Source organism: Caulobacter sp. DWR1-3-2b1, from assembly GCF_049895765.1.
Taxonomy (GTDB): domain Bacteria; phylum Pseudomonadota; class Alphaproteobacteria; order Caulobacterales; family Caulobacteraceae; genus Caulobacter.
The window spans coordinates 230,663-243,252 of record NZ_JAFCSZ010000002.1 but is presented as its reverse complement, the minus strand read 5'-3'; the positions used below and the strand labels follow the sequence as shown (position 1 = coordinate 243,252).

16 protein-coding genes and 1 pseudogene are annotated in these 12,590 nt (G+C 66.2%); 3 read left to right on the top strand and 14 right to left on the bottom strand.

Annotation, left to right across the window (positions count from 1 at the left end):
• Nucleotides 1–219: 219 nt before the first annotated feature.
• Nucleotides 220–519 carry a hypothetical protein gene (locus ACP69S_RS03210; protein ID WP_425994787.1) on the top strand — a complete coding sequence of 100 codons (300 nt, stop codon included), beginning with the start codon at nucleotides 220–222 and terminating at the stop codon, nucleotides 517–519.
• A gap of 9 nt (nucleotides 520–528) precedes the next feature.
• Here the strand turns inward: ACP69S_RS03210 and ACP69S_RS03205 are convergent, their stop codons facing one another.
• Nucleotides 529–1,197, bottom strand: coding sequence for a COQ9 family protein (locus ACP69S_RS03205; protein ID WP_425994786.1), 669 nt, complete (start codon nucleotides 1,195–1,197; stop codon nucleotides 529–531).
• A gap of 181 nt (nucleotides 1,198–1,378) precedes the next feature.
• Between ACP69S_RS03205 and rpsU the strand changes: the two genes are divergently transcribed.
• Nucleotides 1,379–1,618, top strand: coding sequence for a 30S ribosomal protein S21 (gene rpsU, locus ACP69S_RS03200; protein WP_085953736.1), 240 nt, complete (start codon nucleotides 1,379–1,381; stop codon nucleotides 1,616–1,618).
• Between the two features lie 76 nt (nucleotides 1,619–1,694).
• On the opposite strand, the gene ACP69S_RS03195 is transcribed toward rpsU, so the two are convergent.
• Nucleotides 1,695–2,651 carry an alpha/beta fold hydrolase gene (locus tag ACP69S_RS03195; protein WP_425994784.1) on the bottom strand — a complete coding sequence of 319 codons (957 nt, stop codon included), beginning with the start codon at nucleotides 2,649–2,651 and terminating at the stop codon, nucleotides 1,695–1,697.
• Between the two features lie 44 nt (nucleotides 2,652–2,695).
• Nucleotides 2,696–3,442: a M23 family metallopeptidase gene (locus ACP69S_RS03190; protein ID WP_425994783.1), complete on the bottom strand. Its 747-nt coding sequence runs from the start codon at nucleotides 3,440–3,442 to the stop codon at nucleotides 2,696–2,698.
• 663 nt (nucleotides 3,443–4,105) lie between these two features.
• Here ACP69S_RS03190 and ACP69S_RS03185 point away from each other — a divergent pair.
• Nucleotides 4,106–4,453 (top strand): UrcA family protein, encoded by a 348-nt coding sequence (locus ACP69S_RS03185; RefSeq protein WP_425994781.1) that lies wholly within the window; start codon nucleotides 4,106–4,108, stop codon nucleotides 4,451–4,453.
• 84 nt (nucleotides 4,454–4,537) lie between these two features.
• Here ACP69S_RS03185 and ACP69S_RS03180 read toward each other — a convergent pair whose 3' ends face one another.
• The 11 genes and pseudogenes from ACP69S_RS03180 to ACP69S_RS03130 all read right to left on the bottom strand — a co-directional run.
• Nucleotides 4,538–5,956, bottom strand: a complete 1,419-nt coding sequence (locus ACP69S_RS03180) for an NAD(P)(+) transhydrogenase (Re/Si-specific) subunit beta (protein ID WP_425994779.1) — start codon at nucleotides 5,954–5,956, stop codon at nucleotides 4,538–4,540.
• Nucleotides 5,953–6,249 (bottom strand): hypothetical protein, encoded by a 297-nt coding sequence (locus ACP69S_RS03175; protein ID WP_425994777.1) that lies wholly within the window; start codon nucleotides 6,247–6,249, stop codon nucleotides 5,953–5,955. Before ACP69S_RS03175 ends, ACP69S_RS03180 begins: the two co-directional genes overlap by 4 nt.
• Nucleotides 6,246–6,572 (bottom strand): proton-translocating transhydrogenase family protein, encoded by a 327-nt coding sequence (locus ACP69S_RS03170; RefSeq protein ID WP_425994775.1) that lies wholly within the window; start codon nucleotides 6,570–6,572, stop codon nucleotides 6,246–6,248. The genes ACP69S_RS03175 and ACP69S_RS03170 overlap by 4 nt, the downstream gene beginning before the upstream one ends.
• Before the next feature lie 23 nt (nucleotides 6,573–6,595).
• Nucleotides 6,596–7,738 (bottom strand): Re/Si-specific NAD(P)(+) transhydrogenase subunit alpha, encoded by a 1,143-nt coding sequence (locus ACP69S_RS03165; RefSeq protein ID WP_425994774.1) that lies wholly within the window; start codon nucleotides 7,736–7,738, stop codon nucleotides 6,596–6,598.
• Between the two features lie 118 nt (nucleotides 7,739–7,856).
• Nucleotides 7,857–8,087, bottom strand: a complete 231-nt coding sequence (locus tag ACP69S_RS03160) for an aa3-type cytochrome c oxidase subunit IV (protein WP_425994773.1) — start codon at nucleotides 8,085–8,087, stop codon at nucleotides 7,857–7,859.
• Nucleotides 8,088–8,140: 53 nt separating this feature from the next.
• Complete coding sequence (locus ACP69S_RS03155) at nucleotides 8,141–9,091, bottom strand: glycosyltransferase family 9 protein (protein ID WP_425994772.1); 951 nt, start codon at nucleotides 9,089–9,091, stop codon at nucleotides 8,141–8,143.
• 32 nt (nucleotides 9,092–9,123) lie between these two features.
• Nucleotides 9,124–10,065: an alpha/beta fold hydrolase gene (locus ACP69S_RS03150; RefSeq protein WP_425994771.1), complete on the bottom strand. Its 942-nt coding sequence runs from the start codon at nucleotides 10,063–10,065 to the stop codon at nucleotides 9,124–9,126.
• A 2-nt stretch (nucleotides 10,066–10,067) separates the two neighbouring features.
• On the bottom strand, nucleotides 10,068–10,541 hold the full coding sequence (locus tag ACP69S_RS03145; RefSeq protein WP_425994770.1) for a PaaI family thioesterase: 474 nt from the start codon (nucleotides 10,539–10,541) through the stop codon (nucleotides 10,068–10,070).
• A 79-nt stretch (nucleotides 10,542–10,620) separates the two neighbouring features.
• Nucleotides 10,621–11,061, bottom strand: a complete 441-nt coding sequence (locus ACP69S_RS03140) for an SRPBCC domain-containing protein (protein ID WP_425994769.1) — start codon at nucleotides 11,059–11,061, stop codon at nucleotides 10,621–10,623.
• 48 nt (nucleotides 11,062–11,109) lie between these two features.
• Nucleotides 11,110–12,471, bottom strand: a complete 1,362-nt coding sequence (locus ACP69S_RS03135; RefSeq protein ID WP_425994768.1) for an ABC1 kinase family protein — start codon at nucleotides 12,469–12,471, stop codon at nucleotides 11,110–11,112.
• A gap of 3 nt (nucleotides 12,472–12,474) precedes the next feature.
• A pseudogene (locus tag ACP69S_RS03130) lies at nucleotides 12,475–12,575 on the bottom strand (hypothetical protein); the annotation flags it as partial.
• Nucleotides 12,576–12,590: the final 15 nt, after the last annotated feature.

Genomic DNA, 12,590 nt, shown 5'->3' with positions numbered 1-12,590 from the left:
CGCACCTTGGGTTGTGGTGGATCAGCGGCGGGATCGTCAGCCTGATCAGCCTGGCCAACTATTACTGCATCGACTACGCCCTGGCGGCCAGCGCTGGCGGCATGCGGGCCGTCGTCGCCATGCCCGGCTGGGCCGAGCAGATTTCCTGTAATCCGAAGAACCGCGACATCCTGCTGGCCCAGGACCCTGCGGCTTTCATCCAAAAAGATGGAGCAACGGGTGCCGGTCTATCTGCCGGTCGAGAACTCGCCCGTGCCCGGCATGAGCCCGGCCGACTTCGCCCGGCTGCGGATGCCCGTGCTGCTGTTCCAGAACGGCCTGAGCGACATCAGCCACACCCGCGCCACCAGCGAGTGGGTCGGCAGCCTGATCCCGCATGCCGACCTGCGCGAACCGCCGTGGCCGGATCAGGAGTGGAACCAGCGCTGCGCGAGCGTGACGGCGGACGGCCGGCCCGGCCTGTTCGCCGGCTGGCCCGCCATGGCGCCGGCGATCCTGGAGTTTACCGCGCCCGGTTGAAGGAGGGGGTCACCTCCGCCCGTAGCGCATCTTCGCCAGCGCCGTGACCAGCTCGCTGGCCAGGTCCATCGGCTTCAGTCCCGCCTTCCACTTCTCGAAGGCCATCACATTGTCGATGCGGGCGTCCAGATGGGCCAATGCCGAATCCCGGCCCGAGGCCATGTCGACAGCCATGGTCGAGATCAGGATGCCGGAGAGAATCGCCCGTTTGGAATAGTGGTTCTCGTCGGTAGCCGTATCACCGGCCCAGCGCCACAGGACGTCGGCGCTTTCCCAGGTCAGGCGCAGGGCCAAAGCCAGGTTGGTCGGGAAGGCCAGGAAGGCGGCCAAGGCCCGCATGACCTCGGCGTCGGCGGCCACGGCGTCCAGGCGGGCGATAACGCCAGCGCGGATCTTTTCGCGGATCTTCAGGGCGGCGGGGTCGAGGGCGGTCAGCGTCTGCAAGGCCGCCGCGTCATGGCGCCGCGACAGCAAGGCCGCCAGATCCCTTGCCCCTTCGGGCAGCAACAGCTGGGTTTCGCCGGGCGACAGACCCGCCGCCTGGGCCGCACGCTCGGTCAGCCTGGCGTTCCAGCCGGCGGCCGGCGCCAGGCGCAGGGCCTCGTCCAGCACGCGCTGTTCGGCCTGGTCGGCCCAGCTGCTCGCCGTCTGATTTCCGTCTTGGGCGCCTTTGCTCATGAATCCGAGTCTACACCGTGGTTTAGGCCGCGTCGCGCATGGACAGGGCCCATTCACTCTGCTATCAGCCGCCCCTCGTTTCCCGGAAGCCCCCCTTCCGGATTTATCAGGTTTTGTTCGCCCGCCCGGCCCCTGAGAGGGACTCGGGACATTGGTCGGGCCGTCGAATGGAGAGAGACCCCTGGTCCAGATTTTCGTCCGCGACAACAACGTCGATCAGGCCCTCAAGGCCCTGAAGAAGAAGATGCAACGCGAAGGCTCGTTCCGCGAAATGAAGCGGCACGTGCACTATGAAAAGCCGTCGGAAAAGCGCGCCCGTCAAAAGGCCGAAGCGGTTCGCCGCGCTCGCAAGCTGGCCCGCAAGCGCGCCCAGCGCGAAGGCCTGATCCCGATGCCCAAGAAGCCGGTCGGCGCGCGGTAGGCATTAGCCTCACCGCCTGAGGATTATCGAAAGCCGCGCGGCGATCCGCGCGGCTTTCGTCGTTTCTGGCTCTAGCTCATCTACCCCCGCCCGGGTTGGCCACGAAGGCCACAGCCTTGACGATGTGGTCGGCGAATTCTCGGCCCAGCAGCCGGGTATGGCTGGCGGCCACGACATGGTCGATCATCCCGTGGTGGGAGGCTTCCGCCGGCGCCGACTGGATCGCCTTCCACGCCTCACGCCCCTTCGCCGGCCCGGCGGTGACCACGGCGACCGGCCATTTGGGATCATAGGGCGGCTGTTTTCCGGCCTGATCCGAGGCTTCCGCCCACAGCGCCACCTCGTCGGCCGAGGTGCGGTTATGGCGACCATTGGCGAAGGCCCAGCGCTTCTCGGCGCTCGCTTGCTTTGGCAACCCAATCTTGTCGCCTAACCGGGTATGGGCCAGCGGCTTGTAGAGGCCGATGGACGCCCCTCGCGCCGCCCAGCGCGAGGCCGAGGCGAAAGTTTTGATGAAGCCGCTCATGCGAGGATTCTGGGCCGCTTCCGGCGTCGCCGCGTCGATCAGAACCAGGCCCACGATCTTGTCCGGGTTGCGGCCCGCATACTGACGCAGCCTCAGCCCCGCCATCGAGTGACCGACCAGGACATAGGGCCCCGGCTCGCCCGAGGCGGCGGTCAGCTCCTCGAAGTCGGAGACGATGGCCAGACCATCACGCGGCGCGGGTCCCGGCGGCGAATAGCCCATGCCAGCCCGATCATAGGCGCAGGAGCGCCAGCCGGCCGCCGTCAGGGCTTCCTGGGTCGCCCCCCAGTCTGCGGCGAAGCCGAAGGCTCCGGCCTCCAGCCAGACCACCGGACGGGCGCTGCTTGGCCCTTCGCAGACCAGCCGCAGGTTGCGGCCTTGCTCGATCTGGGCCATCTCGCCGCGAGGCCGCGGCGCGCTGGCGGCGCTCATCACGCCACCCAGAGCGATATAGGAAACCAGGAAAACAAAGACACCAGCGAAACCGCGAACAAGGACCTTGGACATGGCCCCACCTTACCGGCGGATCGCGATGCGTCGAGCCGCCTTGCTCAGCTATCGGCGACCGAAATGCGGGTCTGGATCCGGCCGCCCTTGGCCTTGGTCACCTTCACGCTATCTGGCCAGTTGGAAACCTGGGCCATCCGGACCTTGCGGGACACGCGGGCGGCGGCCCGGAGCGGCAGGTCGTCGGCCTCGGCGAAGGTTTGCCCCAGGAAGAAGGAGGGGTTCAGCGGCTTGCCCTTGCGGCGCAGTTCAAAATGCAGGTGCGCGCCTGTCGAGCGGCCGCTGCTGCCGACATAGGCGATCGTCTGGCCGCGCTTGGCGTACATGCCGGGCTTCACGCCCCGCGCCGTAGCGCCCAGATGGGCGTACATCGTGCGGAAGCCGTCCTTGTGGGCGATCTCCACGAAACGGCCATAGGAGCCGCTGGCTCCCGCGCGGACGACCACGCCGTCGGTGGCGGCCTTGATCGGCGAACCTGCCGGCGCAGCGATGTCGACGCCTTCGTGCAGGCGCCCGTTTTCTTCCCAGGGCAGCTGGCGCAGACCGAACGGCGAATTGACCACCCGGCCCGGCAACGGCGTGTCGAAAACAAAGGCCGGCGGCGGCGGAGGCGGCGGAGCTTCGACGGGCGGCGCCTCAACGACAGGAACCGGCGCGGGCGCGGGCTCACTGGCGAAAGCGCGCAAGGCCGAGCCCGCGTTCAGCGCGCCCACGGTGGCGATCACGCCCACCAGGGCGAGAAACGCGACACGGGAATAGGGCGGTCGGGTGGCAAGGGTCTGTGACGTCAAGAAATCCGCTTCCTCAGAGACGAGCGGCCTGATTGCGGGACCGTGCGAAGGCGCACTTGGTCCCACATCGACCTTTCGTGATAATGAATCGACGGGCTAGATGACGACTCTATTGGGCGAAAGCTGGGCGCAGCTTAACCATTCATCTACCTATAGCCCCGCCGAGCACCCGCGTATCAACATGCATTCTATCGCTCGACATGTTGATTGAAGCGCTCATGGCAATATTCGACCGCCGCTCGCCAAGAACTTTAGCGGCGCGGGTCAGGAAAGAGTGATCGCGTCTTACACCCTGCCAACCCGGCAAAGCTTGCCAAAGCTTTAGGCGCATTGGCGGGCCACGGCCTTGAAATCAGGAACGAGCGGATCAAGCGCCACCTTGACCTAGACAATGGCCGCTTTCGCCCGGCGCGCTCTCCGCAGAACGGTGCGACACCCTGTCGCGACAGGTCGCCTCCGCGAGGATCGCGATCGCCTGCGGAGCCACACGCGCCGATCACCCCAAACATTACTGGAAGTTTATTCTGTTAAACCCACGTAACTCTTTAAATTAGACGTCATGACCGAGACGTAACGGGACTTAAAGAACACTCGCAAGTACACCTCTCGACATGGGGCGCAGCAAAGCGCCGGACACCAACCAAAACCGAGGGATTATTTCAAATGCGCAAGTTCATCATGAGCCTGACCACTGTCGCCAGCCTGAGCCTGGCCGCCATTCCCGTCCTGGGCCTTACCCAGGCCGCTCACGCCGGCGAACCCCAAGCCCGCATCGCATTCGGCGACCTGAACCTTTCCAACCCCGCCCAGGCCGCCGTGTTCAAGGCTCGCCTCGGAGCCGCCGCCGACACCCTGTGCAGCGCCAAGGCTCGCACCAACGACCTGAACATGTCGTTCAACGATTGCCGCGTGTCGGTCGAGCGTGAAGCCCGCCGCCAACTGTCGAACACCCAGCGCAAGGCCCTGCAAGTCGCCGCCCGCGCCGCGCCGGTCGAGATGGCCGCCCGGTGATTTCAAACCCACCGACGCCTGAAAACGATAAAGGCCTCAGGATCACCTGAGGCCTTTGCCATATCTGGAAGATGAGAAGGAAGATCAGAGGCCCTTCACGATCCCCTCGACCATCTTCTTGGCGTCACCGAACAACATCATGGTGTTGTCGCGGAAGAACAGCTCGTTCTCGACGCCGGCATAGCCCGAAGCCATGCCGCGCTTGATGAACAGGACCGTGCGAGCCTTTTCGACATCCAGGATCGGCATGCCGTAGATGGCGCTGGTCGGGTCGGTCTTGGCGGCCGGGTTGGTGACGTCATTGGCGCCGATCACGAAGGCCACGTCTGCTGTCGAGAACTCGCTGTTGATGTCTTCCAGTTCGAAGACCTCGTCATAAGGAACGTTGGCCTCGGCCAGCAGCACGTTCATGTGGCCTGGCATGCGGCCGGCGACGGGGTGGATGGCGTATTTCACCTCCACGCCCTCTTCCTTCAGCTTGTCGCACATCTCGCGAAGGATGTGCTGGGCCTGGGAAACGGCCATGCCGTAGCCGGGGACGATGATCACCTTGGACGCGTTCTTCATGATGAAGGCCGCGTCATCGGCGCTGCCGCGCTTGACGGGACGGCTCTCGACCTTGCCGCCCGGGCCGGCCACGGCGTCTGCCGCGCCGAAGCCGCCGAGGATCACCGAGACGAACGAGCGGTTCATCGCCTTGCACATGATGTAGGACAGGATAGCGCCCGACGAACCCACCAGCGCGCCGGTGATGATCAGGGTGGTGTTTTCGAGCGTGAAGCCGAGCGCCGCCGCCGCCCAGCCGGAATAGCTGTTCAGCATCGACACCACGACCGGCATGTCGGCGCCGCCGATCGGGATGATCAGGGTGATCCCGATGATCAGGGCCAAGGCGAAGACCCCCCAAAAGGCCCAAATGGCCGAGCCGCCGGAGATCACCAGCACCACGATCAGAACGACGATGCCCAGGCCCAGCGCGATGTTCAGCAGGTGGCGAGCGGGCAGCATGATCGGCGCGCCGCCCATGTTGCCGTTCAGCTTGGCGAAGGCGATGACCGAACCGGTGAAGGTGATGGCGCCGATGGCCAAGCCCAGCGACAGCTCGATCAAGCTGTTGACGTGGATGCGGCCGTCCTCGCCAACAATGCCATAGGCAGCCGGGGTGTAGATGGCAGCCACGGCCACCAGACAGGCGGCCATGCCGACCAGACTGTGGAAGGCGGCGACCAGCTGCGGCATCGAGGTCATCGGCACCTTGCGGGCGATCACCGCGCCCACGCCGCCGCCGACGGCGACGCCGCCGAGAATCAGGCCCAGGGTGGTGACGTCCAACGCGCCTAGGCCCCACAGGGTGGCAAGGGTGGTGCCGACGGCGATGGCCATGCCGATCATGCCGTTGCGGTTGCCCGCCTGACTGGTGGTCGGGCTGGAGAGGCCGCGCAGGGCCAGGATGAACAGCACCCCCGAGACGATGTAGAGGATGGCGGCGATATTGGCGTTCACTCGGAGGTCCCCCCGGACGGCGGCGCCTTTTCGGCGCGCAGATTAGAGAGCAGCAGCGCCGCGCCCATGCCGACGGCAAAGGGCGAGAGCCAGCGAAGGATGTCGGCCGCGCCACTCGTTCCGGCCTGCAGGCCGACGGCGTTGGCGCTGAGGCCGATGGCGATCAGGACGAAGGCGGGCGCGAAGGCGGCGCCGTTGCCGGCGGATTTCCGCCGGGGCAGCACCATCGAGACGCCGGCGGCGATGATCAGGATGACTAGCGCAGCCAGGGTCAGAGTGGCAAAGCCGCTCACTTGGCCTTGTCCTTCTTCTTGTACATGGCCAGCATCCGCTGGGTGACGAGGAAGCCGCCGAAGATATTGACCGCCGCGAAAGCTGCGGCGATGGCGCCGGCCCCCTTGGAGATCCAAACCGAACCGGTCGTCGCCTCGCCCGCTCCGCCATGAGCGGCGGCGGCCAGCAGGGCCCCAACGATGATTACGGAGGAAATGGCGTTGGTCACGGCCATCAACGGCGTGTGCAGGGCGGGCGTGACGCTCCACACGACGTAATAGCCAACAAAGATGGCGAGCACGAAGATCGCCAGACGGAACACGGTGGGGTCGACGGCTTCCATGGGAGCCTCCCTTTCGATGTGAGTTAGGCGGTCTTCAGCGAAGGATGGACGATCTCGCCCCCCTGGGTCACCAAGGCGGCTTTCAGGATCTCGTCCTCGAAGTCGGGGGCGAACGCGCCCTCCTTGTTCAGGAACAGACCCGAAAGGGCGAAGAGGTTGCGCGAGTAGAGCGCGCTGGCGTCGGTGGCGATCCGGCCCGGCAGGTTGGCCCGGCCGAGGATCTTGGCGCCATTGGCGGTGACCACGGTCTCGTTCAGCCTGGCGCCGACGACATTGCCGCCCTGCTCGATGGCCAGGTCGATCAGGATCGAACCGACGCGCATCGAGGCAACCTGTTCGGCGCTGACCAACTTGGGGGCCGGACGACCGGGGATCAGGGCCGTGGTGATAACGATGTCCTGCTTGGCGATGTGCGCGGAAACCAACTCAGCCTGCTTGGCTTGGTATTCCTTGGACATTTCCTTGGCGTAGCCGCCGGCGGTCTGGGCGTTCTTGAACTCGTCGTCTTCAACAGCAAGAAATTTGGCGCCGAGGGACTCGACCTGTTCCTTGGTGGCTGGACGAACGTCGGTGGCGGTGACCACCGCGCCCAGACGGCGAGCTGTGGCGATGGCCTGCAGGCCGGCGACGCCGACCCCCATGATGAACACCTTGGCCGCGGCGATGGTGCCGGCGGCGGTCATCATCATCGGCAGGGCCTTGCCATAGGCCTCGGCGCCCTCGATCACGGCGCGATAGCCGGCGAGGTTGGCCTGGCTGGACAACATGTCCATCACCTGGGCGCGGGTGATGCGCGGGATGAATTCCATGGCGATGGCGCTGGCGCCGGCCTTGGCCAGGGCGGCGAGCGTGTCCTTGTCTTGGTGCGGATTGAGGGCGGCGACGACGATGGCGCCGCTCTTCAAGGCGGCGATTTCGGCGGCTTCAGGCGCGCGCACCTTGAACAGGACGTCAGCGCCGGTAATCGCGTCTTTCGCGGTCTTGGCCAGCTTGGCGCCAGCCGCTTCATAGTCCGCGTCGGGGTAGGAAGCGGCGCTGCCCGCGCCGGCTTCGACCACCACCGAGAAGCCGGCGGCGGTCAGTTTCTTCACCGTTTCAGGCGTGGCGGCGACCCGCGTTTCACCCCCGCGGGTTTCTTTCGTCACGGCGACGACGGCCATCGGCATACCCCTCCCAGAGCGCTGCTATCCTAGTCAGCTTGCGCTGCTGTTTAGGGGATAGTCTTGCCTCTTGTCGAGGCATCACGCGCAGGTAAGGGAGAAAATATGCCGATGTCCACCGGTGTCAGTGTGACGAAGCGGGCTTTTCGCGAAGGAACACAAAGCCCGCCACGGCCAGTACGAATCCGGCGATAGCGCCACCAAGGAAACCGGCCGAGGTGCAGAACCACACGGTGATCGTCAGCAGCAGGACAGCGATCGCCAGCGAGCCCCACTTGGTCATGCCGCCAAAGGCCGCATAGGTCGCTGCCTGTTCCTCAATGTCCATTTCACCGCGGTGGTAGTCGCCGGCCATGTCGTCGTCCTCGTTGGGGAAGAGAAATCGTCTTGCCGCTTACAACGGCGGGGCTAAAGGCTCAAGCGGGCTATGCCGGCGACACTTTCGACCGTCAGGGCCGTCATGCCGCCCCGCGGGCCGATAATCGGCCGCAGAAAGCGCGAATAGTCGAGCGGCGGGCTGTCGCCGAACAGGCCTATCGACGGGACACCCACCGAGGCTGCGAGATTGAGCGGCCCCGAGTCGTTGCCGATGAAAAGGTCGGCGCGCGAGAGCAGCGCCGCGCCGGCGTCGAGCTTCAGGTCGCAGACATTGACGTTGATGCAGCCCCGGTCGGCGCGCGTCAGCTCGGCGTCGACGGCGGCGCTGTCGCCTGATCCGCCCAGCCAGAAATGAGTCCCGCCAAGGTCCGACAGGGCGGCGCTGAGGCCCGTAAAGCGGTCCAGCGGCCAGCAGCGGTGCGGCTCGCTGGCCCCCACGCCATAGACGATCCATGGCTTGGGCCTGTCGCCAAAGCGTTGCTCGACGACCTCCAGAGCGGCGGGCGCGGGCGTCAGCGCAGGCTCACGACTGGCCACCTTCAGGCCATGCGCTTCTTCAAACGCGGCCAGCTTGGCGATCCGGTGGGCTGGTCGCATGTCACGAGGCAGGAAGGGTCCGTGGGTCAGCCAGCTTTCCTGGCTGTGCCCCAGGCCAAAGCCGCGCCGCTCGCGCACCCCGGCCAGGGCGGCGCCGATGGCTGGACGGTCGATCTTTTCCAGTATCCACACCGCCCGGGGGCGACGCAGCCGGCACAGGCGATAGAAGTCGATGATCTCGGCCAGATGACGGAAAGCGCCGGAGCGATACTCCAGATAGTCGACGACCTCGATGCAGGGTTCGCCTGCCAACAGTTCCCGCGCCCGGCTGGACGGTCGGGCGGCGAGCAGGACCCTGCCCTCAAGCGCCCGGCTCGCGATGGCGCGCAGGGTGGGCAGGTGCCACATCAGGTCGCCCACGCCCCGGTCGGGCATGTAGACCATCACCATTCCAGTAGGAGCCCCCCCAGGCTGGGTCATCGCCAGTTGGCGAGCAGGCCGCGCAGCCCGGCCACGAAGGCCAGAGGCTGGTCGATCATCACATGGTGGTCGGCGTCGGGGATCGGCACGAGCAACACATCCTTGGGCATCTGCTCGACCATATAACCCAAGGTCTCGGCATCCATAAGGTTGGACCGGTCGCCCCACATCAGAGCGGCGGGGCAGGCGATGCCGGTCAGCAGCGCGCCCAGATCCGGCATCTTGAAACGCTGCCCGAAGCTGGGGTCGAATTTCCAGGTCCAGCCACCGTCCACCGCCTTCAACGAGCGGCGGGCGATGTCGTCGGCGATATAGAGGTTTTCGCAGCCCTGCGGCGGCGCCAGCCGGAAGCGGCCCAGGGCCTCGGCCAGGGTAGGATAGACCTTGTGGCCGAGATGCTCGCGCGGCAGGGGTCCCTTCCAGCGCTTCTCCGGCGGCTGGATGCTGGTGTCGACCAGAACGATCCCGCGAAGCCGGTCGGCGTGCTCGACACCGCAATAGAGGGTGGGAAAGCCGCCAAACGAGTGGCCGACGAGGATTGGCTTGACGCCGCCTGCCTCTAATTGCGCCGCCTCGATGGCGCCGAGAACCTCGGCCGCGAAGCTCTCGGTCGAATAGGTGTCCCGCCAACCAGAACCGCCCATGCCGGCCCAGGAGATCGCCGCGACGCGCCAGTCCCCGCCAAGTGACGGATCGGAAAAATAGGGCGCGATGAAGCTCCACCAGTCGGCATGGGCGCCATTACCGTGGAGGAACAGCAGGCCCGGCTTGCCGACCTCGCCCCAGGTCAGAAGCTCGATATCGACGCCTTCGACGGCGAAGGTCGAGCGCTCGGGCTCGATCGCCAGCGCGGCGCCGAACCAGGCCGGGGCCGGGGGACGCTCGCCCTGAAACGGGACGAGCAGCGCCGGAACGGCCGGCTTCTGGTCGTCTGCCATGCTCAGGCCTCGGCCTTGAAGGCCAGCTCGCCCGGACGCGGCTTGCGGGGACTGAGGCCTTTGAAGACCCCCGTGCCGGTGATCAGGGTGCGGTCGCCTGACCAGATGCGGCCCCGCACGGTGAATACCTTGTCTTCCTCGCCGATCAGTTCGCCCTGGCCCTCGACCCAGTCGCCCAGCTTGGCGCCCGAGAGAAAGTCGCACATCAGCCGCACCGTGACCCAGCTATAGGACTTCTGTAGCGAGATGATCCGGCCCCAAGCCATGTCGGCGAAGCTCATCAGCATGCCGCCGTGGCAATTGCCCAGGCCGTTGGTGTGATGCTCCTCGACACGGAAGCCGAGACAGGCTTGGCCCGGCCCGGAGTTCTGCTCGAACAGCGGCCCGATCTGTCGGCCAAAGCCGCGCGACCAGTTGAGCTGGCTGTAGCCGTCTGGAATGGCGGCGGTCTGGGCGTCTGTAAGATCATCGGACATGGGACAAATCCTAACGACCGTTTGAACAAAGCGGAACCCTTCCGCGACGGTGCTCAGGACCGGTCATTCCTAACGATGGCTAGAAGGCCCCGCCGGCGCGCAGGTTGATCCCGTATTCCAGCGAGCCCTTCATGACCGCCAGCATATGCATCCAGCCGCCGGCATTGCCTTGCGAGGCGGTGATCCCGGCCTGGGTCTCCGGCCAGCCGGACTCGCTGATCTGGACCATGGTCTCCTCGCCATTCATCGGCTTGAAGACGATCTCGACGCTGTTGACCCCTTCGCCCACCGCCGAGGGCCATTCAAAAACGACGCGCTCGTTCTGGACCACTTCGCGCCCCGTGACCGGAAACGCTTCGTCCAGTTCCGGGAACTTCCACATCACCGTGACGCCAGAAACCAGCGGACCGGTCGAGGTCTCGATGAGGTAGCCGCTCAGCTTCCTGTGATCGACCACCGCGTCGAACACCTGGGCCACAGGCTTGCGGATCTTCAGCTGCACCTGGAATTTCAGGTCCATGGTCGAGGCCTCCCCTTAGACGCGGTGAGTTCACACCGAAAACCGGGACTACGCCACCCCGGCCGCCGCCAACACTGCCGCCTGTCGCTTGGCCAACCCCTCTTCCGAAAAGCCCTCCAGCGAGGCCTCGAACAGGGCCTTCCAGTTATGACGCGCGCCCAGATGCAGGAAGGCCGCGCCCAGGCCGATGGCGGCGCGGTCCATGAACACGAATTCGCGGGGAATGGTGATCGGGCCCTTTTCCTTGAGGGCCTGACGCACCTTGAAGGCTTCCCGCCGGCCATATTCGCCAGGCGGCACATCGTCGGCGACGCTGCGCACGCGGTCGTCGAGCAGAGGGCCGTAGATGAAGCGCGCCCAGACGTTCAGCACGTCGATCAGATCGTCATTGAGGTTGGAGAAGCCCCAGCTGCGATAGGCCTCCATCTGCTCGGCGCGGTCATCGGCCAGCAGGGCGCGATAGAGCCGCACGACGCCCGCCACGAAGCGCGGCGGGAAGATGCGGATACAGCCGAAGTCGAGCAGGTTCAGATGCGCCGCGCCGTCCCCGCCCTCGGGACCGCCGAAGGTGTAGTTCCCCAGGTGCGGGTCGCCGTGGATGATGCCCAGCTTGGTCATCGGGCTCCACCAGGCCTCGAACAGCAGGGCGGCGATGCGGTCGCGGGTTTCCTGCGGCGCGTCCTTGAAGGCCAATAGCCCCTGCCCGTCCATCCAGGTCATGCTGAGCAGCCGTTTGGTCGACAGTGAAGGCACGGGCTCGGGCACGCGGATGTCGTCGCGACCCGCGAAGAAGCCGCCATACAGCGCCATCAGCCTGGCCTCGCGCTCGTAGTCGAGCTCCTCGCGCAGGCGGTCGCCGATCTCCTCGATCATCTGGGTGGGGTCGATGGATCCGTCCATACGCTTGAAAAGGGCAAACAGCGATCGAAGCTGGCCAAGATCGCTTTCGACGGCGCTCTGCATGTCGGGATATTGCAGCTTCACGGCGATGGCCCGGCCGTCCGGCGCGACGGCGCGGTGGACCTGGCCCAGCGAGGCGGCGTGGGCGGCCTCGTGCTCGAAGCTCTGGAACCTGCCCTGCCAGTCAGGGCCGAGCTCGGCAGCCATCCGCCGACGAACGAACGGCCAGCCCATAGCCGGGGCGTTGGTCTGGAGTTCCGCCAGTTCGGCAGCGAACTCCGGCGGCAGGAGGTCGGGGACCGTGGCGAACATCTGGGCCGCCTTCATCAGCGGCCCCTTCAGCCCGCCCAGCGCCGCGCGCAGGGCCTTGGCGTTGCGGGCGTCGGCGCTGTCGCCGCCGAACAGGCTGTTGGCGCCGTAGGATACGGCCGCGCCGGACAGGCCCGCCCCGACCTTGGCGAAGCGGGTCAGGCGGCCGGACAGGCGGTCGCGTTCGGGGTCGCGGGTCATCTAGATCCTCCCCCTGGCGGGGGAGGTGTCGGCGCAGCCGACGGAGGGGGAGGTCGGCCGACCCATTGCGGCCTTCCCCCTCCGGCCTCCGGCCGTCTCCCCCTTCAGGGGGAGGATCT